A 23,769-nucleotide genomic window follows, 5' to 3' on the forward strand; every position below is an offset into this window, starting at 1 on the left:
GATTGTCTGATAAATTGTTAAAGAGCAGTTGCGACGCGGCTTTCAGCTCACTGTCGCGAGGTGGCGTATATTACGCTTTCCTCTTTCAGAGTCAACCCTGAATTTCAGGATTTTTCTCTTCAACCTCCGCCGTTACATTGTGATGTTGTTCACATGTTCCGTGTCGATGGAGGCGCATTATAGGGAGTTCTTTTGTCGCCGCAACAGGAAAATGACAGAAAAATGACTGACTGCTGCATTCCACAGCAAAACCCCGCCTTATACCCATTTACACACAGAGTTATCCACATCCCATCGAAATTCTAAAAATTCGCGAGCGTTGCGCAAACGTTTTCGTTACAATGCCCGCGCTAAAACAAGGATGCCCCGCGAGGGGCGTTAGCTGAGTTTTTAATGAAAAATTCAGCTAACGCTCTCTGTAATCGTCAAATCCAGGGGATTTACCATGCAACAACGTCGTCCAGTGCGCCGCGCTCTGCTCAGTGTTTCTGATAAAGCCGGTATTGTCGAATTCGCTCAGGCGCTTTCCCAACGTGGTGTGGAGCTGCTGTCTACCGGCGGCACAGCCCGTCTGTTAGCAGATAAAGGCCTGCCGGTAACCGAAGTGTCTGACTACACCGGTTTTCCGGAGATGATGGATGGACGCGTCAAAACGCTGCACCCTAAAGTTCACGGCGGCATTCTGGGCCGTCGCGGCCAGGACGACGCAATTATGGCTGAACATGCTATTGCGCCAATCGACATGGTAGTCGTTAACCTGTATCCGTTCGCGCAGACCGTAGCGCGTGAAGGCTGCTCACTGGAAGATGCGGTCGAGAATATCGATATCGGCGGCCCGACCATGGTGCGCTCCGCCGCCAAGAACCATAAAGATGTCGCCATCGTAGTCAAGAGCAGCGACTACACCGCCATTATTAATGAAATGGATGCCAACGACGGTTCCCTGACGCTGGAGACCCGTTTCGATCTCGCGATCAAAGCGTTCGAGCACACCGCGGCCTACGACAGCATGATCGCCAACTATTTTGGCAGCCTGGTTCCCGCCTATCACGGTGAGAGCAAAGCACCCGCGGGTCGCTTCCCCCGTACGCTGAACCTGAACTTCATTAAAAAGCAGGATATGCGTTATGGCGAGAACAGCCATCAGAACGCTGCCTTCTATATAGAAGAAGAAATTAAAGAAGCCTCTGTGGCGACAGCCACTCAGGTGCAGGGCAAAGCGCTCTCTTATAACAACATCGCCGATACCGACGCGGCGCTGGAGTGCGTGAAAGAGTTCAGCGAACCGGCATGTGTGATCGTGAAGCACGCTAACCCGTGCGGCGTGGCGGTCAATGATTCCATTCTTGAAGCCTACGATCGCGCTTATAAAACCGACCCCACTTCCGCGTTCGGCGGCATCATCGCGTTTAACCGCGAACTGGATGCGGAGACCGCGCAGGCCATTATCTCCCGCCAGTTCGTTGAAGTCATTATCGCGCCGTCAGCTTCGCAAGAAGCGCTGAAGATCACCGCGACCAAACAGAACGTTCGCGTTCTGGTATGCGGCCAGTGGCAGCAGCGCGCACCGGGCCTGGATTTCAAACGTGTCAACGGCGGTTTACTGGTGCAGGATCGCGATTTAGGTATGGTGAGCGAAAGCGACCTGCGCGTGGTGACCAAACGTCAGCCGACCGAGCAGGAACTGCGTGATGCGCTGTTCTGCTGGAAAGTGGCGAAGTTCGTGAAATCCAACGCCATCGTGTATGCCAAAGAAAATATGACCATCGGCATTGGCGCAGGCCAGATGAGCCGCGTGTACTCCGCGAAGATCGCCGGGATTAAAGCAGGCGATGAAGGACTGGAAGTGAAAGGTTCCGCAATGGCGTCCGACGCGTTCTTCCCGTTCCGTGACGGCATCGACGCCGCTGCGGCTGTGGGTATCCGCTGTGTGATCCAGCCTGGCGGCTCTATCCGCGATGATGAAGTCATTGCCGCCGCCGATGAGCATGGCATTGCGATGATCTTCACCGATATGCGTCACTTCCGCCACTAAGGATCTGAGAATGAAAGTATTAGTCATTGGCAACGGCGGGCGCGAACACGCGCTGGCCTGGAAAGCGGCCCAGTCGCCACGCGTATCTACCGTGTTTGTCGCACCGGGCAACGCCGGGACCGCGCTGGAGCCGGCATTACAGAACGTGGCGATTAACGCGACGGATATCGCTGGCCTGCTGAGCTTCGCGCAGAATGAAAAAATCGATCTGACCATTGTCGGCCCGGAAGCGCCGCTGGTGGTAGGCGTGGTGGATGCGTTTCGCGCCGCCGGGCTGAAAATCTTCGGCCCAACCCAGGGCGCCGCGCAACTGGAAGGTTCTAAAGCTTTCACCAAGGATTTCCTGGCGCGTCATAACATCCCGACGGCGGAATACCAGAACTTTACCGAAGTAGAACCTGCACTGGCGTACATTCGTGAGAAAGGCGCACCGATCGTGATTAAAGCCGACGGTCTGGCGGCAGGCAAAGGCGTTATTGTCGCCATGACGCTGGAAGAAGCCGAATCTGCCGCCAAGGATATGCTGGCCGGTAACGCCTTTGGCGACGCGGGGCACCGTATCGTTGTGGAAGAGTTCCTGGACGGCGAAGAAGCCAGCTTCATTGTGATGGTCGACGGCGAGCATGTTGAGCCGATGGCCACCAGTCAGGATCACAAGCGCGTCGGCGACGGTGATACCGGGCCAAACACCGGCGGTATGGGCGCCTACTCCCCTGCCCCGGTGGTGACGGCCGATGTCCACCAGCGCACCATGGAGCGCGTGATATGGCCGACCGTGCGCGGTATGGCGGCGGAAGGCAATACCTATACCGGTTTCCTGTATGCCGGGCTGATGATCGATAAGCAAGGCAACCCGAAGGTTATCGAATTCAACTGCCGCTTCGGCGATCCGGAAACACAGCCGATTATGCTGCGTCTGCAGTCTGATTTGGTGGAGCTGTGCCTGGCGGCCTGCGACGGCAAACTGGACGAGGTGCAATCCCAGTGGGACGCGCGTCCCTCGCTGGGCGTGGTGATGGCGGCGGGCGGTTATCCTGCCGACTACCGTACCGGCGATGAAATTCACGGTCTGCCATTAGAAGACGTTGCCGACGGGAAAGTGTTCCATGCGGGCACCAAACTGGCGGACGACGATCGCGTGCTCACCAACGGCGGGCGCGTGCTGTGTGTTACCGCGTTGGGAGACAGCGTGGCGCAGGCCCAGCAGCGCGCTTACGCGTTAATGAAGGATATTCACTGGGACGGCAGCTTTAGCCGCAGTGATATCGGCTATCGCGCCATCGCGCGGGAAAACGCAAAATAAACATCAGCCGCCTACGGGCGGCTTTTTACTGCCTTCAGAACGTCGCCGCTTTCGGCTGCCAGTGACAGTAATCCTGGTTGGCCACCAGGAGCAGTTGGGTGCCTTCCGGCGCTTCCAGCCACGCTACACTCACTTCAAGGGAAGAATGCGCCTGACGGCGTTCGATATGGCTTATCGCAACATCATCCAGCGCGGGCTTGAGGGTTTCCCCTTCGCAGGTAGTGACCGTGCGGTTGGCATGCCAGCGCCCTTGTCTTAGCACCACGTTGCCGGCGCGTAACGCGTCGCTGGTCGTGCGCATTTGTTGGGCCTGATAGCGATACAACGCGATGGTATCGTCGGAGAGTTGCTGCTTCTGACCGTCCACTTCGCGCTGCATAAAGCTCAGCTCGCCGTGATCATCAAAACGCACCTTCACATGCTCCGGCGGTTTGGAATAGATATTGGTTTCAATGAACGCGAGCGACTCGCCCTGCCAGCGGTATTCGCGGGTCGTGGTCGTACCGGCCCGCCAGGGGCTAAACACCACCAGCATACGCACCGCGTCGTTGCTGTCGTCTTTACGCCAGATCCTTACTGCGCCCTGATCGGCGGCATAACCGCTGGCGGTAAAAGGAGGAAGGTCGGAATGGCGGCTGCAGGCGGTGAGCAACAGCGCACCGGCTGCCAGAGCCAGTGAACGCCAGGTAAACAAAAGGGGCGATATCGCCCCTTCGTTAAAACCTTTTGCCGTCACAGCGAATTACTTAACAGCGTCTTTCAGAGCTTTACCAGAAACAAATGCCGGCACGTTTGCTGCGGCGATTTTGATTTCTTTACCGGTCTGCGGGTTGCGGCCAGTACGCTCAGCGCGGTGGTTCACTTTGAAGGTACCAAAACCAACCAGTTGTACAGCGTCGCCTTCTTTCAGAGACTCAGTAATTGCAGCCAGAGTGGATTCCAGTGCTGCTTTAGCCTGGGTTTTAGACAGGTCAGCCTTGTCCGCAATTACATCAATCAATTGAGTCTTATTCATAAGTTATCCTTACAATGTGTTTATCGCTTGCTAAGCATCGAGTGCGACGAAAATGCCAGAAAAGCACTCTCCTGCATACACGCACCGATAGCCACTTTTTTTCGCCTCCCAAATGTAGACCAGACGGGGGGCCAATTGGAAGCCTTCAGGTGAGACAAAACAGGTGATAAGTCACGTTTTATTGTCTCATTGCTGCAAATTTATACCGATATTACTGGTTCCGTCTTCACGCAGGTCGGCCCGCAGGCCTTTGATAAGCTCTATATCGCGCTCTTCGCAGTCAGCCAGCAGGCGGAAAATCTCCCACTGAATGTCCCATTCCTGCTCAACAGCCGGGTTAACTCTCAGCTCTTCATCGGTCATTTCGCGACCGGCCTGCGACATCTCCAGCATGGCGACAGTGGTGATAGACGCTTTGCTGACTTCAACGGCATGCTCCAGCGTTTCGCCGCTTAACCGGGAATGCACCAGCTCGCTCAGTGCGACGCAGGCATCGATCGCCGGATAAACGCCATAAATATCGTAGTCATCCGCAGCGGGAATTGCCTCTTCGAGTTTATCGAGTTGAGAGTCAAAGTTCACCTTCGCATCCTTGACCGTCAGCGTTTCCCAGATTAAATCCAGAATACGGCGGTATAAATGCGCATCACCATAGCCGGTTTGCTGGCAGAAAATGGCGTAATTGGGATACATCCGCTCACACAGCGACGCCATAAATGTCACGTGCTGCCAGCTTTCCAGCTTCTCAAGGCGCAGGTGAATCGGGTTTTGTAACATAGTGGACTCTCATAAACCGAATATTGTGCGGGAGTGTACCTGAATCACCCCTGAATTTCCTGCCAACGAACAAACGCCCGCCGCCCGGATGCCACCGCATCGGCCCAGCGCGTCGGCTCAGGAAGCCGGTAACCCGCCATGCAGCGCTGAACCCACAACAGCGCGCTGTCCTGGCTGACACGATGACCTGTGGCGATGAACAACGGATTACAGCGTCGTTTACTGCGCCATACCCACGCCAATTGTTCGCCTTTATCCATCAGCGGTTGCAGCGCGCCCTGCTCTTCATCCAGCGGCTCAAACTTGCCGCACAGGCGTTTTTTCGCCACGCCGATAGTCGGCACATCCACCAGCAGGCCGAAATGGCTGGCAACGCCCAGGCGGCGCGGATGCGAAATACCATGGCCATCGACAAACAGCAGGTCGGGTTTTTGTGACAGCATTTCCCACGCTTTTAGCAGCGCGGGATACTCGCGAAAGGATAAGAAGCCGGGAATATAAGGCATGGTGGTGGCGATACGCGCCACCTGATATTCCACGAGCTCCAGAGAGGGGTACTTGAGCAGCACCATCGCCGCCCGGGTTACTTCGCCGCCTTGTTCAAATCCAACATCCGCGCCTGCGATCAAGCGCGGTGGATCCTGTAACAGCCGATCCTCGCGGATCACCTGCGACGCCAGTTCCCGTTGTTGATCGCGTAGCGTAGCGAGATCCATTCCCCCTCCTCGGTTTACTTGTGATAAGGCGCTGATAAGCGATGCACCGCCTCGACAAACGCACCCGCGTGCTCTGGCGGCACATCCTGATGAATACCGTGCCCAAGATTAAAGACGTGGCCTTCACCCTGGCCGAAACCAGCAAGTATAGACGCTACTTCCTGTTCGATGCGCTCAGGGGCCGCGTAGAGCATGGACGGGTCCATATTCCCCTGCAGCGCCACTTTATCGCCGACGCGACGGCGTGCATCGGCGATATCGGTAGTCCAGTCCAGGCCCAGCGCATCGCAGCCGGTTTCCGCCATCAGCTCCAGCCACTGGCCGCCGCCTTTGGTGAACAGCGTTACCGGCACGCGTTTGCCGTCCTGCTCGCGCAGTAGGCCGTCGACGATTTTGTGCATGTAATAAAGTGAGAACTGCTGATAGTCGCGCCCGGTCAACACGCCGCCCCAGGTATCGAAAATCATTACCGCCTGCGCACCGGCGCGGATTTGCGCGTTGAGGTACAGGGTGACGCTTTGCGCCAGTTTATCCAGCAGGTTGTGCAGGGTTTGCGGATCGGCGTACATCATCTTTTTGATCACGGTAAAGGCTTTGCTGCTGCCGCCTTCCACCATATAGGTCGCCAGCGTCCACGGGCTACCCGAGAAACCGATTAACGGCACTTCACCTTTGAGTTCGCGACGAATAGTCCGCACCGCGTTCATCACATAACCCAGCTCCTGCTCCGGATCGGGAACCGGCAGCTTATCCACATCGGCTTTACAGGTGATGGGCGATGTAAAACGCGGGCCTTCGCCGGTCTCAAAATAGAGCCCGAGGCCCATGGCGTCAGGAATGGTCAGGATGTCCGAAAAGAGAATGGCCGCATCCAGCGGGAAACGACGCAGCGGCTGGAGCGTCACTTCACATGCCAGCTCCGGGTTTTTACACAGCGACATAAAGTCCCCGGCCTCGGCGCGGGTGGCCTTATATTCCGGTAAATAACGGCCTGCTTGTCTCATCATCCATACCGGCGTGACGTCTACGGGCTGGCGCAGCAGCGCACGGAGGTAACGATCGTTCTTCAGTTCGGTCATTTTTGCATTTCCTTAAGCGACAAGGGGCCAGTGTATCACGAGCCGTACTCGGCCCGGCACAGCGCCACCGTGTCTTCAATTAAGCGGCGGGCAACGGTGCCCGGCGGCGGCAACAGGGGCAAATCATCAAAGCGATACCAGCCTGCATCCAGCAATTCTTTGGGGTCGATCTTCAGCTCGCCGCTGTGGTATTCCGCCATAAACGCGGTCATCAGCGACTGCGGAAAAGGCCAGGGTTGGGACGTCACGTAACGCAGGTTCTTCACGGTGATCCCGCTCTCTTCCATCACCTCACGCGCCACCGCCTGCTCCAGGGTTTCGCCCACTTCGACAAAACCGGCTAACACGGTGTACAAACCGTTGCGGTGGCGGGTGTGTTGAGCCAGCAGGATTTTATCCTGGTGGCGGATTGCCACAATGATGCAAGGGGAAATTTGCGGGTAATATCGCTGACGGCAGTGATGACACAACATTGCCCATTCGGTTTTGCTGGGATGCATCTCGTGTCCGCAGTAGCCGCAGAACTTATGGGCGCGGTAAAACTCCGCTAACTGCACGCCTCTGCCCGCCAGTTGAAACAGCCCGACGTCCTGATCGATGACCTGGCGAACCGAGCCCATATCCTGGCGTTTCGCCTGGCGGACCAGCCATACTGGCTCGCCTTCCCAGACCCCAATTTGCGCAGCCATCTGCCCGGTCAGGCCGAAATTTTCAGCATTACCGTGAGGCAACTCTCCCTTTGGTAACCATAATTTTTGTTCATGGCTGACTATCCACCAGCCATAGTCTATTTTTTCTAATAGCCGTTCCATAATTAGTTGCACTACCTCAGCTTCACTGGCATGTTGTTAACATTATTTTTACATTTTGGGTTGTTGGACAATTAAATTTTATAGCTTACGGAGTCAATCATGCTAAATCAGCTGAAGAGCCTGACAGAGCGCGTCGGTGGTAGTAACGAACTGGTCGATTACTGGCTGAATGCCCGCAACCACCTGTTGGTCTCCTATTACAATTTAGTGGGCATTAAACCGGGTAAAGAAGCGGTTACCGCGTTAGATGAAAAAGCGCTGGACGATTTTTGCCACGCCCTGGTGGATTACCTGTCCGCCGGCCACTTCAATATTTATGAGCGCATCATCAACGAGATGGAGGGCACCAGCCCGCTGCTGGCCGCCACTCAAATCTACCCCCTTCTGGAAGCGAATACCCAGGAAATTATGGATTATTACGATACCCACCTGGAAAGCGCCATCGACCACGATAATTGCCTGGAATTCCAGACCGCGCTGTCGGACATCGGCGAAGCGATGGCGTCGCGTTTCGCGCTGGAAGACAAACTCATCGTTCTCGCTTTTGATAACGATCTCAAAGAGAGCGCCAACGATGACAGCGTAGTGGCACGTCCGGCTTGAACTCCGGATCGTTAACGCGTAGTTTATTTATGCCCTTGATTGCTGACGCTTACCGTCCGTAATCAAGGTTTTTTCTTGTCGGAGTGCCCAGTGCGCGAGCACGGGCTGAGACCGTTAATTCGGGATCCGCGGAACCTGATCAGGTTAATACCTGCGAAGGGAACAAGAGTAATTCAGCATAAACCTGCTCTGTTGCGCCGGCTTTTCGGAAGTTGCCGCACCTCAAACGCACAGGTTCTGTTACTCCCTCCGTTGTTCTGACAAGCCCTTTCCTGCTGATTAACTGGAACGCGCTATGTCTGTTACTACCAAACCAAACCGTCGTGAAACCCGCGCACAGGCCCAACACTTTATCGATACCCTGGAAGGCACCGCTTTCCCGAATTCGTCACGCATCTATCTTACAGGCTCACGCGATGATATTCGGGTGCCGATGCGTGAAATCCAACTGAGCCCAACGCTTATCGGCGGCAATCAGGATGCGCCGCGCTATGAGCCCAACGAGCCGGTGCCGGTCTATGACACCTCCGGTCCCTATGGCGACCCGGCGGTGCGGATTGACGTTCACGCCGGTCTTGGCAAACTGCGCAGCCGTTGGATAGCCGAACGCGATGACACCGAATCCCTGCCCTCATTAAGCTCCGCCTATACCCGTGAACGCCTGGCGGATGAAGGCCTGGATGAACTGCGCTTCACCGGTCTGCTGACACCGCAACGCGCCAAAGCGGGCCGCCGCGTCACGCAGCTGCACTATGCGCGTCAGGGCATCGTGACGCCGGAAATGGAATTTATCGCCATCCGCGAAAATATGGGCCGGGAGCGCATTCGCGCCGCCGTGCTACGCCAGCAGCATCCGGGTGTCGGTTTTGGCGCACAGTTGCCAGACAACATCACGCCGGAGTTTGTCCGCGATGAAGTGGCCGCCGGTCGCGCCATTATCCCCGCCAATATCAACCACCCGGAACTGGAGCCGATGATCATCGGGCGCAATTTCCTGGTGAAAGTGAACGCCAATATCGGCAACTCCGCCGTTACGTCGTCCATTGAAGAAGAGGTGGAAAAACTGGTGTGGGCCACGCGCTGGGGCGCGGATACGGTGATGGATCTGTCCACAGGCCGCTATATCCATGAAACCCGCGAATGGATCCTGCGCAACAGCCCGGTGCCGATCGGGACGGTGCCGATTTACCAGGCATTGGAAAAAGTGAACGGCATCGCCGAAAACCTCAACTGGGAGATGTTCCGCGACACGCTGATTGAGCAGGCCGAACAGGGCGTCGACTACTTCACCATCCACGCGGGCGTACTGTTGCGCTACGTGCCGATGACGGCCAAACGCCTGACCGGGATTGTGTCGCGCGGCGGCTCAATTATGGCGAAGTGGTGCCTGTCTCATCATCAGGAGAATTTCCTGTATCAGCATTTCCGCGAGATCTGTGAAATCTGCGCGGCCTATGACGTTTCCCTCTCGCTGGGCGACGGCCTGCGTCCCGGCTCGATTCAGGATGCCAACGATGAAGCGCAGTTCGCCGAACTGCACACGCTGGGCGAGCTGACCAAAATCGCCTGGGAATATGATGTGCAGGTGATGATTGAAGGCCCCGGTCATGTGCCGATGCAGATGATCCGCCGCAATATGACCGAAGAGCTGGAGCATTGCCATGAAGCGCCATTTTATACCCTCGGGCCGCTAACCACCGATATCGCGCCGGGCTACGACCATTTCACCTCTGGTATTGGCGCGGCGATGATCGGCTGGTTCGGCTGCGCGATGCTGTGCTACGTCACGCCGAAAGAGCATCTGGGCTTGCCGAATAAAGAAGATGTAAAGCAGGGGCTGATTACCTACAAAATCGCCGCCCACGCCGCCGACCTGGCTAAAGGCCATCCTGGCGCGCAGATCCGCGACAACGCAATGTCGAAAGCACGCTTTGAATTCCGCTGGGAAGATCAGTTCAACCTGGCGCTGGATCCATTTACCGCCCGCGCTTATCACGATGAAACCCTGCCGCAGGAATCCGGTAAAGTCGCCCATTTCTGTTCGATGTGCGGCCCGAAATTCTGTTCGATGAAAATTACTCAGGAAGTGCGCGACTACGCGGCGGCGCAGGCGCGCGACGCCGGCTTAACGGATATGGCAAACAACTTCCGCGCTAAAGGCGGTGAAATCTATCTGCGTCAGGAGGAGGCGTAATGGTGCAACCTCTGTTTCCGCCGGTGCCAAAACGGCTGGGTTTATACCCGGTGGTGGATAGCGTCGCGTGGATAGCGCGTCTGCTGGACGCGGGCGTTCGCACGCTACAATTGCGAATCAAAGATAAGCAGGACGATGAGGTCGAGGGCGACATTATTGACGCCATCGCTTTAGGCCGCCGCTATCAGGCGCGATTGTTTATCAATGACTACTGGCGGTTGGCGATTAAGCATCAGGCCTACGGCGTGCATCTGGGCCAGGAAGATCTGGAAACCGCCGACCTTGAAGCAATCCGCGCCGCCGGTTTGCGACTTGGCGTTTCTACGCATGACGATATGGAAATCGATATCGCGCTGAAGGCGCAGCCCTCCTATATCGCGCTCGGTCACGTGTTCCCCACCCGAACCAAACAGATGCCCTCCTCGCCTCAAGGCCTTGAGCAACTGACCGCCCATGTGCAGCGGCTGGGGGATTACCCAACGGTCGCCATCGGCGGTATCTCTCTTGAACGCGCCCCGGCGGTGCTTGCCACGGGCGTCGGCAGTATTGCGGTGGTCAGCGCCATCACGCAGGCGCAGGACTGGCAAGCTGCCACGGCGCAGTTGTTGAAACTGGCGGGAGCGGGCGATGAATGATCACGATTTTATGCGCTACAGCCGGCAAATCCTGCTGGAGGATATCGCCGTTGACGGGCAACAGCGTCTGAAAAACGCGCGAGTGCTGATTATCGGCCTCGGTGGGCTGGGCTCCCCTGCCGCGCTGTATCTGGCGGGAGCAGGCGTCGGTACGCTGATACTGGCGGACGACGACGAGGTGCATTTAAGCAATCTCCAGCGCCAGATCCTGTTTACCTCCCAGGACATCGGCACCAGCAAAGCCGCCGCCAGCCAGCATCGTCTGCAACAGCTTAATCCGCAGATCGCGATCCAGGCGCTGGCGCAGCGTCTGGCGGGCGATGCGTTGCACAGCGCCGTCGCCCGTGTCGATGTGGTGCTGGATTGCAGCGATAACATGACCACCCGCCAGGCGGTCAACGCCGCCTGCGTAGCGCTGGATAAGCCGCTGATCAGCGCCAGCGCCGTGGGGTTTGGCGGGCAGTTGATGGTGCTGACGCCGCCCTGGCGACACGGCTGCTACCGCTGTTTATGGCCGGACGACGCCGAGCCGGAACGCAATTGCCGCACGGCGGGTGTACTCGGCCCGGTGGTCGGCGTGATGGGCACGCTACAGGCGCTGGAAGCCATCAAGCTGCTGAGCGGTATTCCCGGCTCGCATAACCAACTGAGGCTGTTTGACGGTCGCCGTCATCAGTGGCGCTCGTTAAACCTGCAACCCGCGCCACACTGCCCGGTATGCGGAGGTCGCCATGCGGATTGCGCTTAACGACCAGCAGACCGACTGCGCCGAGGCCATCACGCTGCACAGGCTGCTGGAGCAGCAAGGGCTGTTGAAACCGGGCATCGCCCTGGCGGTCAACGACGCCATCGTGCCACGCAGCCAGTGGCCAGAACATGTTTTGCAGGACGGCGATAGCGTGCTGCTTTTTCAGGTTATTGCCGGAGGCTAATATGTTACGCATTGCTGATAAAGTCTTTGATTCCCATCTGTTTACCGGAACCGGGAAATTCGCTTCGCCGCAGTTGATGACCGACGCCCTGCGCGCCAGCGGCAGCCAACTGGTGACCATGGCGATGAAGCGCGTGGATTTGCGCCATCATCAGGACGCTATCCTTGCCCCCTTACAGGCGCTGGGCGTCACGCTGTTGCCCAATACCTCCGGCGCCAAAACCGCCCAGGAGGCGGTTTTCGCCGCGCAACTGGCCCGTGAAGCGTTGGGCACCCACTGGGTAAAGCTGGAAATCCATCCTGACGCGCGTTATCTGCTGCCCGACCCTGTCGAAACGCTGCTTGCCGCCGAGCAACTGGTGAAAGCGGGCTTTGTGGTGCTGCCCTACTGCGGCGCCGATCCGGTGCTGTGCAAGCGCCTGGAGGAGGTGGGCTGCGCGGCGGTGATGCCGCTTGGCGCGCCGATTGGCTCTAACCAGGGGCTGCAAACTCGCGCCCTGCTCAACATCATTATCGAACAGGCCACGGTGCCGGTGGTGGTGGATGCCGGTATCGGCGCGCCAAGCCACGCCTGCGAAGCGCTGGAAATGGGCGCATCGGCGGTGCTGGTGAACACCGCCATTGCCGTGGCCGACGATCCGGTGGCGATGGCGCAGGCGTTTCGTCTGGCGGTGGAGGCAGGCGTGACCGCGCGCGATGCCGGTCTGGGCGCGCGACAGTGGCGCGCCGAAGCCTCCAGCCCGTTAACCCAGTTTCTGGGAGAGGCGCGATGAAAACCTTCACTGACCGCTGGCGCGAGCTGGACTGGGACGATATCCGGCTGCGTATTAACAGCAAAACGCCTGATGATGTTGAACGCGCATTGCGCTGCCCTCGTCCCGGACGCGAAGAGATGATGGCGCTGCTCTCCCCTGCCGCCGACGCGTATCTCGAACCGCTGGCCCGCCAGGCACAGCGCCTGACTCGCCAACGCTTCGGCCATACCGTCAGCTTTTATGTGCCGCTGTATCTGTCCAATCTGTGCGCTAACGACTGCACCTACTGCGGGTTTTCAATGAGCAACCGCATTAAACGCAAGACGCTGGATGCCGATGAAATTGCGCGTGAATGCGCGGCCATCAAAGCGTTGGGTTTCGATCATCTCTTGCTGGTGACAGGCGAGCATCAAAGCAAAGTCGGCATGGACTATTTCCGGACCCATTTTCCGGCAATCCGCCAGCAGTTCGCCTCACTGCAAATGGAAGTGCAGCCGCTGGCGGAACAGGAATACGCCGAGCTGAAAACCCTGGGACTGGATGGCGTGATGGTCTATCAGGAAACCTATCACGAGGCGGTATATGCCCGGCACCATTTGCGCGGCAACAAGCAGGATTTTTTCTGGCGGCTGGAAACGCCGGATCGCCTGGGGCGCGCCGGGATCGACCGGATCGGCCTGGGCGCGCTGATTGGCCTTTCTGACAGCTGGCGCGTGGACTGCTATATGGTGGCGGAGCATCTGCTCTGGCTGCAACAGCACTACTGGAAAAGCCGTTACTCCATCTCGTTTCCGCGCCTGCGTCCCTGTACCGGCGGCGTAGAACCGGCATCGATTATGGATGAGCGCCAGCTGGTGCAGACCATTTGCGCATTCCGCCTGCTGGCTCCGGAGGTGGAGCTATCGCTATCGACCCGCGAATCCCCGGCGTTTCGCGATAACGTGATCCCACTGGCGATCACCAGCGTCAGCGCGTTTTCGAAAACCCAGCCCGGCGGTTATGCCGACGACCATCCCGAGCTGGAGCAGTTCGCGCCGCATGACGCGCGCAGGCCGGACGAGGTCGCCGCTGCGCTGAGCCGTTCGGGCATTCAGCCGGTATGGAAAGACTGGGACAGCCATCTGGGCCGGGAGGCGCACTAATATGTTGGGCGGCACGCTGCCGCCCTGCTTATTAATAGACGGTGACTTTCGCCACCTTGGCCACTTTCCCGTCATGTGACGGCATATCCGGCGTCACGCCCCGTTCGATGGCGCAATAAAGCCCCGCCAGCTGCGCAAACAATACGTACAGCATCGCAGCCCAGGACTCGTGGAACTCCGCCAGCTCCGGGCTCGCGAAATGGAAATAACGATCGCCCAGTTGTGCGGCATCCGACGCCGCATCGTGCCCGATAGCGACGATCTGCGCGTGTGGGCTGCGTTCGCGCGTTAACTCCACCAGCATATCTTTGTCATAACGATAAATATCGCGGTTCGCCGCCAGATAGCCCACCACCGTGGCATCCCGGTTCACAATAAGCTTGGGGCCATGACGGAACTCAAGCATTGAATGCCAGGCGGTCATCACCTGCCCATTGCCCATTTCCAGCAGTTTAAGGCTCGTTTCGCAGGCGATGGCTTTTAACGATAACGACCCCAGCGCCACCACATTATTGCGCCGTTCGCCAGCCCACCGCTCGATACCAGCAGCCTGATGCTCGAAAAAATAACGCGCGCCGCGTTGCAGTACCGGCAGCACGCGCTCCGCCTCAGACCACCGTTCCGGTGCCAGTAGCAACATCACGTACCACATCGGAAGGGTGAATTCTGATGTGGCGGCGAAACTGCCATTCGACGTGCCTTGCGGCGAGGGAATACACAGCCGTGACGATGACTGCCCGGCTAACTGCGCCAGCGTGCTGGCGCTATTAATGGTGATGGCCAGGTAAGGCGTTTGCGGCGCAGCGGATAAAATCTGCTGTGTGACGTTGACCGTTTCCGGCGTATTCCCGGAGCTGCTGACAGACACCAGCACACAATCTGATGTCATCGCGTGCGGTTGCAGGATCAAATCCGTCGCCGGAATGACCTCTACAGGCCGGGACACCACGCTACGCAGCAGGTTGAGGGCCGCCTGGGCGGCAAGCAGCGACGAGCCCGCGCCGGTGATCAGGATGCGCGCGTGGGGAGAGCAAGCCTGCCAGAATGCGGTAATCTCGCGCTGCTGCTGTTTGATCTGCTCGAATCCTTGCTGCCATAAACGGGGCTGATTGAGAATGGCGTTAACCGTCAGGCTGGCGCCTTTTTGCTGCCAGTATGCTTCATTATGATTTAACATGATTATTTTCCATCTGTTGCTGAATTTACGCCTTGCCGGAACGACGCTTTAGCCAGCCGACAACCGCATCATTCTTACCGGGGACGCCATGAAACCGTTGTATATCCTTATTCGCGACACCCTGAAACGTGATATTCATAGCCAAAAATACCCGGTGGGCGCACTGATCCCGTCGGAGCGTGAGCTGGCAGAGAAATATCAGGTGACGCGCGCCACCGTGCAAAAAGCCATTGCACAACTGGAGCAGGAAGGGCTGGTGAAGAAAATTGTCGGAAAAGGCACGTTTGTGAGTCGCGCGTTTCCCCAGCCGGTGTATTTGCTCAATCCCAGCGGAGAAGGCAGCTCGCTCGGGGTGACCCACGAATTGCGCGGTAAAGTGACCATTACCAGCCGCCTCATTTACCACGTCCAACAAACGGCGGGCACCTATCTGGCGAACCAGTTTGGCTTGCCGGAGAGCGAACCGGTGCATGGCATCCGCCGCGTCCGGCTTTTCGATGGTGTCCCGGTGATGGTTGAAGACAGCTATATTCCGCTGGCGATTGTCGACGTGATTGACGATGACGTACTCCAGAACCATTCGCTGTATGCCTTTATCGAGCAAAAGTGCGGCCAGAAAATTGGCGGCTCTGACGCCCTGGTCAGCGCCAGTCTGTTTGACCCGGAGATGGCTGCCCTGCTGGAAATCACCGCCCATTCGCCGATGCTGCATATCAAAGAGAGCACCTGGCTTGAGGACGGCACGGTATTTAACTATTCCTGGAGCTATAACCGTGGCGACCTGTTCCGCATGCGCAGCCGTAAGTCGTTATTCCCGGAAAAACTGGGGTAAGTAGGCGCGGTGCGCCTCGAGAAGTTCGTCCAGCACCACTTTGGCAACTTTGCCGGACGGCACCAGCGGGTTGAGCGTGAGCGCCTGTAATGCCGCGCCGTAATCCCCCGTCACGGCGGCTTCAACCGCCATCTCTTCCCAGGCTTTCATTAACGACACCAGTCCACAGACCGTGGGCGGCAGCGGATCGTTATTCAACGGGATCGCGCCATAACGCCCGATAACGCAGGTGGTCTCAATGGCGACATTATCCGGTAAAGAACGAATGGCGCCGTTATTCCGCACATTTACCGTCATCAACAGATTTTTATCGTTATGGATGGCGCTGATAAGTTCGCACGCCGCCTCGGAGTAATACGCCCCGCCCCGCTGTTCCAGCTGTTTGGGCTTATCGTGCAGCGCCGGGTTCTTATAAAGTTCGAACAGTTCATGTTCGACTTTTTGCACCACTTCTCCCCGGGTACCGTGTTCCGCAAACTCCTGGAGCTGCGTCTCCAGTACATCGCTGGTGGCGTAGTAATACTGATGATAAGGACACGGAATAACGCCCAGATGCTGGATTTGTTCCTGTAACCACGGAATATCCGGGATGTTTTTCGGCTTATGGGCGCTGTCGTATTTAAGGTTTTTGAGCACCTCGGGCATCACGTCTTTGCCATCCATATACACATGAGTGCCATACAGGAAGTGATTAAGCCCGGTCAGATGCAGTAGAAAACGGGATTTATCAACGTTGAGAATTTCCGCCACCATACGCTGCATCGACTGCGACAGGTTGCACAGGCCGATGCATTTAATGTTGCTGTGCTTCAACACGGCTTCGGTAACAATGCCGCTGGGATTGGTGAAGTTGATGAGCCACGCATCGGGACACAGCTCCTCCATGTCGCGGCAAATATCCAGAATCACCGGGATGGTGCGTAGCGCCTTAGCAAAACCACCTGCGCCGTTGGTCTCCTGACCGATCAGACCGTGAGAAAGCGGGATACGTTCATCCTTGATACGCGCATCCAGTTGCCCGACGCGTAACTGTGTGGTGACAAAATCAGCATCTTTTAGTGCTTCGCGCCGATCCAGTGTGAGATGGACCTGGCAATCGATCCCCGCCGCCTCAACCATACGCTTTGCAAGACTTCCCACGACGTTGAGCTTTTCACGCCCGGCTTCGACGTCTACCAGCCAGATTTCACGGATGGGCATTTCATCGTAGCGCTGAATAAACCCTTCGATGATTTCTGGCGTATAAGAGCTACCGCCGCCGATGGTGACGATTTTCAGTTTTTTACTCATACCGGTTCCTTTCATTATTCCGTAGCCAGCGATTGCTCAGCTGCGGGTTGTTGTTCGCTGGCGTTTTCTTCACGTAGATATTGCCGATCCAGAGCCATCACGAAGGGATAATAAACTGCCATGGCCACAGCCAGATTAATGGCCTGAAAGAGCATGCCTTTCCATCCGCAAATTAAAAAACCGCTGATAAAGATGGGCGTGGTCCAGGGAATTTCCAGACCGGAGGTTAACGGCAGCAATCCAAAACTCATGGCGCTGTAAGTGATAACGCATAAAATCACGGGCACGATAATAAACGGAATAAATAACACCGGATTTAGCGCAATGGGTACGCCAAATATAATGGGCTCATTGATATTAAATATTGCCGCCGGAGAAGCCAGCTTCGCTATTTCACGCATCCTTTTACTTTTTGCTTTAAACAGCATCACCAGTAGCATCGCCAGCGTAAAGCCCGTGCCGCCGCAAATCAGAAATACATCGCGGAATTGTTGGGTGATGATATTGACGGGCGGCAAACCCTGCTTCATCGCCTGCATATTCTCCAGCGTCAGCGAGCGCCAAATCGGGCCCATAATAGCGGTAACGATGGAATCGCCATGCAAACCGAAGAACCAGAAGAAACTGACAAAGAACTCGGCGATCATCTGCGACGGCAGCGTATTGCCCAACTCCATCATGGGTGCCTGCAATACTTTAAAAATCATCTCCTGGGCGGTACCGAAGGGCGTTATTTCGAACAGCAGTCGCGCCAGCCAAAACATCACCACAATAATCAATGACGGTATCAGCGAGCTAAAGCTGTTAGCCACCGCTGGCGGAACGCTGGCGGGCATCTGGATAGTCAGACGCGGATGGTTTAACAGCCGGTACAAACGCACCGCAATTAGGGTCACGATAAGCGATAAAAAGAGCCCCTGCGCCCCGAGCGCGGAAACTGGGATCACATCAGCAATAACGCCATTCTCTACCGGCGCGCGAAAAGGCGTGACAATCAGGAAACTCACCAGCGAAATCAATGCGCAGGAAATTTCATTGAGTTGCCAACGCTTCGCCAGGCTGACGCTGGTGCTCACCACCACCAACAGCGCCATAATGGAGTAAGTGGCATCCAGTACGTAATTTAACCGGCCAATAAGTTTATTACCGAAGATATGAATAATAAATTCGTTGTAGCCGGGAAGGGGTAAATTAGCAATTAATAAGAAAAAAGAACCAATAATCAAAAAGGGCATGATACGAATAAAGCCATCCTTGATGGCAGAAAGATAATCATTCCCTTCAATCTTCATTGCCAGCGGCAATATCTTTCTTTCCATAAGCTCTGTGAAGTTATTCATATGAATACCTGAATGATAATTTATATATTAGTGGTATATACCACTTAAATTTAGCCTATTCGCGTCCAGGGAGACTGTCAATCCACTATGTTTGTTTTGTGATAGCTTGCACACATTCGTATCAATTCGGTTGTTGTCTGCCAGCGGCAACGATAATTATCATGCTAATAAACGCCAATCGTGGATGTGAACTATGAAGAACATCGTTTTATGTTGTGCTGCCGGGATGTCCACCAGCATGTTAGTGCAACGCATGCAGGACGCCGCGCAGAAAAAAGGGGTTGAGGTATCGATTAAAGCGGTGCCTGTCGCCGAGTTTAAGGAGAACCTCGACAGCGCGGATATTATTCTGCTCGGCCCGCAGGTGAAGTATGAACAGGCTAAACTTCAGGCGCTTGCCGATCCGCAGGGCAAGAAAGTCGCGGTCATCGATATGATGGATTACGGCATGATGAAAGGCGATGTGGTACTGGAAAAGGCCCTGAAACTACTGGAGTAACCATGGACGATCTGGAAACCATTATTATGGAGCTGCTGGTTAATGCGGGTGCGGCGCGTAGCGAAGCGCTCAGCGCGCTACGGATGGCCAGAAGCAACGACTTTTCCGGCGCTGAACAGGCGATGACGCAATCACGCGAGTATGTTAAGCAGGCCCATAAAATTCAAACCCAGCTTATTGGTATGGATGAAGGCTCCGGCAAGCTGCCGGTGAATCTGATTACCGTGCATTCTCAGGATCACCTGATGAACGCCATGGTGATTCAGGATCTGGCGGAGGATTTAATCGAGCTTTATCGACGGTTGCCACCAGTTAACTGATTTCTTTTAGCCATAAAAAAACCCGCCGAAGCGGGTTTTTTTATTAGCTGAGCACGATTACTCGTTGTCAGAACCACCCAGACCTGCGTTCAGCAGTTCTGCGAGGCTGGCAGTTGCGTCTTCTGCAGTCACCTGCGGTGCAGCCGGGAGTTCACCCGCAGCACGACGACGCATACGATCCTGGTGGTACGCATAACCGGTACCGGCCGGGATCAGACGACCCACGATGACGTTCTCTTTCAGGCCGCGCAGTTCGTCGCGTTTACCCGCAACCGCTGCTTCGGTCAGCACACGAGTGGTCTCCTGGAACGATGCCGCGGAGATGAAGGACTCGGTTGCCAGAGAGGCTTTGGTGATACCCAGCAGATCGCGCGCGTAAGTCACGCCAATCTTGCCGTTCGCTTCCAGTTCGCGGTTAGCGATCTTGATGCGGGAGTATTCAGCCTGCTCGCCTTCCAGGAAGTCGGAGCTGCCTGCGTTAACGATGGTTGCTTTACGCAGCATCTGACGAACGATAACTTCGATGTGCTTATCGTTAATCTTAACGCCCTGCAGACGGTAAACGTCCTGCACTTCGTTAGTGATGTAACGGGTCACAGCATGGACGCCACGCAGACGCAGAATGTCGTGCGGCGCTTCCGGGCCGTCAGACACTACGTCGCCGCGTTCAACGCGTTCACCTTCGAACACGTTGAGCTGACGCCATTTCGGAATCATCTCTTCGTACGGATCGCTACCATCAACCGGCGTGATCACCAGACGGCGTTTGCCTTTGGTTTCTTTACCGAAGGAAATGATACCGCTGATTTCCGCCAGGATTGCCGGCTCTTTCGGACGACGCGCTTCGAACAGATCCGCAACACGCGGCAGACCACCGGTAATATCCTTGGTACCGCCGGATTCCTGAGGAATACGCGCCAGGGTATCACCTGAGCTGATCTGAATGCCGTCTTCCAGCTGAACAATCGCTTTACCCGGCAGGAAGTACTGCGCAGGCATGTCGGTGCCAGGGATCAGAACATCGTTACCGCTGCCGTCGACGATTTTCAGCGCCGGACGCAGATCTTTACCACCTGCGGTACGTTCAGCGGAATCCAGAACCACCAGCGAAGACAGACCGGTCAGCTCGTCGGTCTGACGAGTAATGGTCTGGCCGTCGATCATGTCCGTGAAGCGGATGAAACCACTTACTTCGGTGATAACCGGCATGGTGTGCGGGTCCCAGTTGGCAACGGTTTCGCCGCCGGCAACCTGCTCGCCATCACCCTTCGCCATAACAGCACCGTAAGGCACTTTATAGCTCTCTTTGGTACGACCGAATTCGTCGATCAGCTTCAGCTCGGTGTTACGAGAGGTCACAACCAGCTTGCCAGCGGAGTTAACAACCGACTTGGCATTAGACAGCTTGATGCTACCCTTGTTTTTCACCTGGATGCTGGATTCAGCAGCCGCACGGGATGCCGCACCACCGATGTGGAAGGTACGCATCGTCAGCTGTGTACCCGGCTCACCGATGGACTGTGCCGCGATAACGCCGATAGCTTCACCTTTGTTGATCAGGTGGCCACGCGCCAGGTCACGACCATAGCAGTGCGCGCACACGCCGAAGTCGGTATCGCAGGATACAACCGAGCGAACTTTAACCGCATCAACAGAGTTAGCTTCTAACACGTCACACCACTGTTCGTGGAGCAGCGTATTACGCGGCACCAGAATGTCAGCAGTGCCCGGCTTCAGCACGTCTTCCGCCGTCACACGACCCAGAACGCGATCACGCAGCGGCTCTTTAACATCGCCACCCTCGATAACCGGGGTCATCATGATACCTTCGTGGGTACCACAATCGTCTTCAGTGACCACCAGATCCTGCGCCACGTCAACCAGACGACGGGTCAGGTAACCGGAGTTCGCGGTTTTCAGTGCGGTATCCGCCAGACCTTTACGCGCACCGTGCGTGGAGATGAAGTACTGGAGTACGTTCAGACCTTCACGGAAGTTCGCGGTGATCGGCGTTTCGATGATGGAGCCATCCGGCTTCGCCATCAGACCACGCATACCCGCAAGCTGACGAATCTGTGCAGCAGAACCACGCGCACCGGAGTCGGCCATCATGTAGATGCTGTTGAAGGAAACCTGCTGCTCTTCTTCACCGTTACGGTTAATAACGGTTTCAGTTTGCAGGTTATCCATCATCGCTTTGGATACGCGATCGTTCGCCGCAGCCCAGATATCGATAACTTTGTTATAGCGTTCGCCAGCGGTTACCAGACCAGACTGGAACTGTTCCTGAATCTCAGCAACTTCGGCTTCCGCTTCGGAGATGATCTCGTGTTTCTTCTCCGGGATAACCATGTCGTCGATACCTACGGACGCACCAGAGCGCGCTGCATAGGCAAAACCGGTGTACATGGTCTGGTCAGCAAAAATGACGGTCGGCTTCAGGCCCAGAATGCGGTAACAGGTGTTCAGCATTTTGGAGATCGCTTTCTTGCCCAGCGCCTGGTTGACGATGGAGAAAGGCAGACCTTTCGGTACGATCATCCACAGGATCGCACGCCCAATGGTGGTGTCGATCAGGCTGGTTTTCGCAACGAATTCGCCGTTAGCGTCTTTTTCATATTCAGTGATACGCACTTTAACGCGCGCATGCAGAGAGGCCAGGCCAGCGCGATAAATACGCTCAGCTTCTTTCGGGCCCGTCAGCACCATGCCTTCGCCTTTGGCGTTAACACTGTCGCGGGTCATGTAATATAGACCCAGTACAACGTCCTGAGACGGAACGATGATTGGCTCGCCGTTCGCCGGAGACAGGATGTTGTTGGTAGACATCATCAGCGCACGCGCTTCGAGCTGGGCTTCCAGCGTCAGCGGTACGTGAACAGCCATCTGGTCACCATCGAAGTCGGCGTTATAAGCCGCACAAACCAGCGGGTGCAGCTGGATCGCTTTACCTTCGATCAGTACGGGCTCAAATGCCTGAATACCCAAACGGTGCAGGGTTGGTGCACGGTTCAGCAGTACCGGGTGTTCGCGGATCACTTCGTCCAGGATATCCCAAACGACAGCTTCTTCACGCTCAACCATTTTCTTAGCGGCTTTAATGGTGGTGGCGAGGCCACGCAGTTCCAGCTTGCCGTAGATGAACGGTTTGAACAGCTCCAGCGCCATTTTCTTCGGCAGACCGCACTGATGCAGACGCAGGTATGGACCTACGGTGATAACAGAACGACCGGAGTAGTCAACACGCTTACCGAGCAGGTTCTGACGGAAACGACCCTGTTTACCTTTGATCATATCGGCCAAAGATTTCAGAGGACGCTTGTTGGAACCGGTGATCGCACGACCGCGACGGCCGTTATCCAGCAGGGCGTCAACCGCTTCCTGCAGCATACGTTTTTCGTTGCGTACGATAATGTCCGGCGCAGCCAGATCCAGCAGACGTTTCAGACGGTTGTTACGGTTGATCACGCGACGGTACAGATCGTTCAGATCCGAAGTCGCGAAACGACCGCCGTCCAGCGGTACCAGCGGACGCAGATCTGGCGGCAGAACCGGCAGAACGGTCAGGATCATCCACTCCGGCTTGTTGCCAGACTGAACGAACGCTTCCAGCAGCTTGATACGCTTGGTCAGCTTTTTACGTTTAGTTTCGGAGTTGGTTTCGTTCAACTCTTCGCGCAGCTGTTCGCACTCCTGCTCTAGGTCCATGCTTTTCAGCAGGGCCTGAATAGCTTCGGCGCCCATTTTCGCGTCGAATTCGTCACCGAACTCTTCCAGCGCGTCCAGGTACTGTTCTTCGGTCAGGATCTGGCTACGTTCGAGGTTGGTCATGCCACCTTCGATAACCACATAAGATTCGAAGTACAGAACGCGTTCGATATCGCGCAGCGGCATATCCAGCAGCAGGCCGATACGGGACGGCAGAGATTTCAGGAACCAAATGTGCGCGGTCGGAGAGGCCAGTTCGATGTGACCCATACGCTCACGGCGCACTTTAGTCTGGGTTACTTCAACGCCGCACTTCTCACAAATCACACCACGATGTTTCAGGCGCTTGTACTTACCGCACAGGCACTCATAGTCTTTTACTGGCCCGAAAATACGCGCGCAGAAAAGGCCGTCACGCTCAGGTTTGAACGTACGGTAGTTGATGGTTTCCGGCTTCTTAACTTCACCGAACGACCATGAACGGATCATGTCTGGCGAGGCCAGAGCAATTTTGATCGCATCAAACTCTTCGGTTTTAGTCTGCGCTTTCAGAAACTTTAATAAATCTTTCACGGATTGGCTCCCGTCGGAGTTAGCACAATCTGC

The 23,769-nt window shown here is 56.1% G+C and carries 22 protein-coding genes and 1 riboswitch; of the genes, 12 read left to right on the top strand and 10 right to left on the bottom strand.

Annotated features, from left to right (window positions below; translation table 11 throughout):
- Window positions 1-445: 445 nt before the first annotated feature.
- The gene (purH, locus tag FHW74_RS22285) at window positions 446-2,035 is read left to right on the top strand and encodes a bifunctional phosphoribosylaminoimidazolecarboxamide formyltransferase/IMP cyclohydrolase (RefSeq protein WP_183172480.1); all 1,590 of its coding nucleotides are present in this window, start codon (window positions 446-448) and stop codon (window positions 2,033-2,035) included.
- Window positions 2,036-2,045: 10 nt separating this feature from the next.
- Window positions 2,046-3,338, top strand: a complete 1,293-nt coding sequence (purD, locus tag FHW74_RS22290; RefSeq protein ID WP_183172481.1) for a phosphoribosylamine--glycine ligase — start codon at window positions 2,046-2,048, stop codon at window positions 3,336-3,338.
- Window positions 3,339-3,372: 34 nt separating this feature from the next.
- Here purD and FHW74_RS22295 read toward each other — a convergent pair whose 3' ends face one another.
- From FHW74_RS22295 to nudC, 6 genes are all read right to left on the bottom strand, one after another.
- Entirely contained in the window at window positions 3,373-4,074 is a 702-nt protein-coding gene (locus FHW74_RS22295) for a DUF1481 domain-containing protein (RefSeq protein WP_183172482.1), read from the bottom strand.
- Window positions 4,075-4,080: 6 nt separating this feature from the next.
- The gene (gene hupA / locus FHW74_RS22300; RefSeq protein ID WP_002438605.1) at window positions 4,081-4,353 is read right to left on the bottom strand and encodes a nucleoid-associated protein HU-alpha; all 273 of its coding nucleotides are present in this window, start codon (window positions 4,351-4,353) and stop codon (window positions 4,081-4,083) included.
- Window positions 4,354-4,539: 186 nt separating this feature from the next.
- Entirely contained in the window at window positions 4,540-5,130 is a 591-nt protein-coding gene (locus FHW74_RS22305) for a YjaG family protein (protein WP_125295691.1), read from the bottom strand.
- A 44-nt stretch (window positions 5,131-5,174) separates the two neighbouring features.
- Complete coding sequence (nfi, locus tag FHW74_RS22310; protein ID WP_183172483.1) at window positions 5,175-5,846, bottom strand: deoxyribonuclease V; 672 nt, start codon at window positions 5,844-5,846, stop codon at window positions 5,175-5,177.
- A 14-nt stretch (window positions 5,847-5,860) separates the two neighbouring features.
- Window positions 5,861-6,925, bottom strand: coding sequence for a uroporphyrinogen decarboxylase (gene hemE, locus FHW74_RS22315; RefSeq protein ID WP_144133160.1), 1,065 nt, complete (start codon window positions 6,923-6,925; stop codon window positions 5,861-5,863).
- Between the two features lie 35 nt (window positions 6,926-6,960).
- Complete coding sequence (gene nudC / locus FHW74_RS22320; RefSeq protein WP_183172484.1) at window positions 6,961-7,737, bottom strand: NAD(+) diphosphatase; 777 nt, start codon at window positions 7,735-7,737, stop codon at window positions 6,961-6,963.
- Between the two features lie 99 nt (window positions 7,738-7,836).
- Between nudC and rsd the strand changes: the two genes are divergently transcribed.
- The 7 genes from rsd to thiH all read left to right on the top strand — a co-directional run bounded on the left by rsd (window position 7,837) and on the right by thiH (window position 13,997).
- Window positions 7,837-8,340, top strand: a complete 504-nt coding sequence (rsd, locus tag FHW74_RS22325) for a sigma D regulator (RefSeq protein WP_183172485.1) — start codon at window positions 7,837-7,839, stop codon at window positions 8,338-8,340.
- A gap of 69 nt (window positions 8,341-8,409) precedes the next feature.
- Window positions 8,410-8,519, top strand: a riboswitch (TPP riboswitch).
- Window positions 8,520-8,635: 116 nt separating this feature from the next.
- Window positions 8,636-10,534, top strand: coding sequence for a phosphomethylpyrimidine synthase ThiC (gene thiC, locus FHW74_RS22330; RefSeq protein WP_183172486.1), 1,899 nt, complete (start codon window positions 8,636-8,638; stop codon window positions 10,532-10,534).
- Entirely contained in the window at window positions 10,534-11,169 is a 636-nt protein-coding gene (gene thiE / locus FHW74_RS22335; protein WP_183172487.1) for a thiamine phosphate synthase, read from the top strand. Before thiC ends, thiE begins: the two co-directional genes overlap by 1 nt.
- Window positions 11,162-11,917 (top strand): HesA/MoeB/ThiF family protein, encoded by a 756-nt coding sequence (locus FHW74_RS22340; RefSeq protein ID WP_183172488.1) that lies wholly within the window; start codon window positions 11,162-11,164, stop codon window positions 11,915-11,917. The genes thiE and FHW74_RS22340 overlap by 8 nt, the downstream gene beginning before the upstream one ends.
- On the top strand, window positions 11,901-12,101 hold the full coding sequence (thiS, locus tag FHW74_RS22345; protein ID WP_183172489.1) for a sulfur carrier protein ThiS: 201 nt from the start codon (window positions 11,901-11,903) through the stop codon (window positions 12,099-12,101). Before FHW74_RS22340 ends, thiS begins: the two co-directional genes overlap by 17 nt.
- A gap of 1 nt (window position 12,102) precedes the next feature.
- Window positions 12,103-12,873: a thiazole synthase gene (gene thiG / locus FHW74_RS22350; protein WP_183172490.1), complete on the top strand. Its 771-nt coding sequence runs from the start codon at window positions 12,103-12,105 to the stop codon at window positions 12,871-12,873.
- The gene (thiH, locus tag FHW74_RS22355; protein ID WP_183172491.1) at window positions 12,870-13,997 is read left to right on the top strand and encodes a 2-iminoacetate synthase ThiH; all 1,128 of its coding nucleotides are present in this window, start codon (window positions 12,870-12,872) and stop codon (window positions 13,995-13,997) included. The genes thiG and thiH overlap by 4 nt, the downstream gene beginning before the upstream one ends.
- A gap of 31 nt (window positions 13,998-14,028) precedes the next feature.
- Here the strand turns inward: thiH and FHW74_RS22360 are convergent, their stop codons facing one another.
- Window positions 14,029-15,174 carry an SIS domain-containing protein gene (locus FHW74_RS22360; RefSeq protein ID WP_183172492.1) on the bottom strand — a complete coding sequence of 382 codons (1,146 nt, stop codon included), beginning with the start codon at window positions 15,172-15,174 and terminating at the stop codon, window positions 14,029-14,031.
- 88 nt (window positions 15,175-15,262) lie between these two features.
- Here FHW74_RS22360 and FHW74_RS22365 point away from each other — a divergent pair, with 88 nt between their 5' ends.
- Window positions 15,263-16,006, top strand: coding sequence for a GntR family transcriptional regulator (locus tag FHW74_RS22365; protein WP_183172493.1), 744 nt, complete (start codon window positions 15,263-15,265; stop codon window positions 16,004-16,006).
- Here the strand turns inward: FHW74_RS22365 and FHW74_RS22370 are convergent.
- Together FHW74_RS22370 and FHW74_RS22375 are read right to left on the bottom strand one after the other, a co-directional pair.
- The gene (locus FHW74_RS22370) at window positions 15,983-17,296 is read right to left on the bottom strand and encodes a 6-phospho-beta-glucosidase (protein WP_183172494.1); all 1,314 of its coding nucleotides are present in this window, start codon (window positions 17,294-17,296) and stop codon (window positions 15,983-15,985) included. The two genes, FHW74_RS22365 and FHW74_RS22370, sit on opposite strands and share 24 nt — an antisense overlap.
- Before the next feature lie 14 nt (window positions 17,297-17,310).
- Window positions 17,311-18,636 carry a PTS sugar transporter subunit IIC gene (locus tag FHW74_RS22375; RefSeq protein ID WP_183172495.1) on the bottom strand — a complete coding sequence of 442 codons (1,326 nt, stop codon included), beginning with the start codon at window positions 18,634-18,636 and terminating at the stop codon, window positions 17,311-17,313.
- Between the two features lie 193 nt (window positions 18,637-18,829).
- Here FHW74_RS22375 and FHW74_RS22380 point away from each other — a divergent pair, with 193 nt between their 5' ends.
- Window positions 18,830-19,135 carry a PTS sugar transporter subunit IIB gene (locus tag FHW74_RS22380; protein WP_183172496.1) on the top strand — a complete coding sequence of 102 codons (306 nt, stop codon included), beginning with the start codon at window positions 18,830-18,832 and terminating at the stop codon, window positions 19,133-19,135.
- A 2-nt stretch (window positions 19,136-19,137) separates the two neighbouring features.
- The gene (locus tag FHW74_RS22385; protein ID WP_183172497.1) at window positions 19,138-19,455 is read left to right on the top strand and encodes a PTS lactose/cellobiose transporter subunit IIA; all 318 of its coding nucleotides are present in this window, start codon (window positions 19,138-19,140) and stop codon (window positions 19,453-19,455) included.
- A gap of 57 nt (window positions 19,456-19,512) precedes the next feature.
- On the opposite strand, the gene rpoC is transcribed toward FHW74_RS22385, so the two are convergent.
- Entirely contained in the window at window positions 19,513-23,736 is a 4,224-nt protein-coding gene (rpoC, locus tag FHW74_RS22390; protein ID WP_183172498.1) for a DNA-directed RNA polymerase subunit beta', read from the bottom strand.
- Window positions 23,737-23,769: the final 33 nt, after the last annotated feature.

This window comes from Atlantibacter sp. RC6 (assembly GCF_014193285.1).
Classification (GTDB): Bacteria; Pseudomonadota; Gammaproteobacteria; order Enterobacterales; family Enterobacteriaceae; genus Atlantibacter.

What these genes read in the sequence shown, in the direction of transcription:
- purH (WP_183172480.1), top strand. Translation starts at nt 446, where the DNA reads ATGCAACAACGTCGTCCAGTGCGCCGCGCTCTGCTCAGTGTTTCTGAT.
- purD (WP_183172481.1), top strand. Translation starts at nt 2,046, where the DNA reads ATGAAAGTATTAGTCATTGGCAACGGCGGGCGCGAACACGCGCTGGCC.
- hupA (WP_002438605.1), bottom strand. Translation starts at nt 4,353, where the DNA reads ATGAATAAGACTCAATTGATTGATGTAATTGCGGACAAGGCTGACCTG.
- FHW74_RS22305 (WP_125295691.1), bottom strand. Translation starts at nt 5,130, where the DNA reads ATGTTACAAAACCCGATTCACCTGCGCCTTGAGAAGCTGGAAAGCTGG.
- nfi (WP_183172483.1), bottom strand. Translation starts at nt 5,846, where the DNA reads ATGGATCTCGCTACGCTACGCGATCAACAACGGGAACTGGCGTCGCAG.
- hemE (WP_144133160.1), bottom strand. Translation starts at nt 6,925, where the DNA reads ATGACCGAACTGAAGAACGATCGTTACCTCCGTGCGCTGCTGCGCCAG.
- nudC (WP_183172484.1), bottom strand. Translation starts at nt 7,737, where the DNA reads ATGGAACGGCTATTAGAAAAAATAGACTATGGCTGGTGGATAGTCAGC.
- rsd (WP_183172485.1), top strand. Translation starts at nt 7,837, where the DNA reads ATGCTAAATCAGCTGAAGAGCCTGACAGAGCGCGTCGGTGGTAGTAAC.
- thiC (WP_183172486.1), top strand. Translation starts at nt 8,636, where the DNA reads ATGTCTGTTACTACCAAACCAAACCGTCGTGAAACCCGCGCACAGGCC.
- thiE (WP_183172487.1), top strand. Translation starts at nt 10,534, where the DNA reads ATGGTGCAACCTCTGTTTCCGCCGGTGCCAAAACGGCTGGGTTTATAC.
- FHW74_RS22340 (WP_183172488.1), top strand. Translation starts at nt 11,162, where the DNA reads ATGAATGATCACGATTTTATGCGCTACAGCCGGCAAATCCTGCTGGAG.
- thiS (WP_183172489.1), top strand. Translation starts at nt 11,901, where the DNA reads ATGCGGATTGCGCTTAACGACCAGCAGACCGACTGCGCCGAGGCCATC.
- thiG (WP_183172490.1), top strand. Translation starts at nt 12,103, where the DNA reads ATGTTACGCATTGCTGATAAAGTCTTTGATTCCCATCTGTTTACCGGA.
- thiH (WP_183172491.1), top strand. Translation starts at nt 12,870, where the DNA reads ATGAAAACCTTCACTGACCGCTGGCGCGAGCTGGACTGGGACGATATC.
- FHW74_RS22360 (WP_183172492.1), bottom strand. Translation starts at nt 15,174, where the DNA reads ATGTTAAATCATAATGAAGCATACTGGCAGCAAAAAGGCGCCAGCCTG.
- FHW74_RS22365 (WP_183172493.1), top strand. Translation starts at nt 15,263, where the DNA reads ATGAAACCGTTGTATATCCTTATTCGCGACACCCTGAAACGTGATATT.
- FHW74_RS22370 (WP_183172494.1), bottom strand. Translation starts at nt 17,296, where the DNA reads ATGAGTAAAAAACTGAAAATCGTCACCATCGGCGGCGGTAGCTCTTAT.
- FHW74_RS22375 (WP_183172495.1), bottom strand. Translation starts at nt 18,636, where the DNA reads ATGAATAACTTCACAGAGCTTATGGAAAGAAAGATATTGCCGCTGGCA.
- FHW74_RS22380 (WP_183172496.1), top strand. Translation starts at nt 18,830, where the DNA reads ATGAAGAACATCGTTTTATGTTGTGCTGCCGGGATGTCCACCAGCATG.
- FHW74_RS22385 (WP_183172497.1), top strand. Translation starts at nt 19,138, where the DNA reads ATGGACGATCTGGAAACCATTATTATGGAGCTGCTGGTTAATGCGGGT.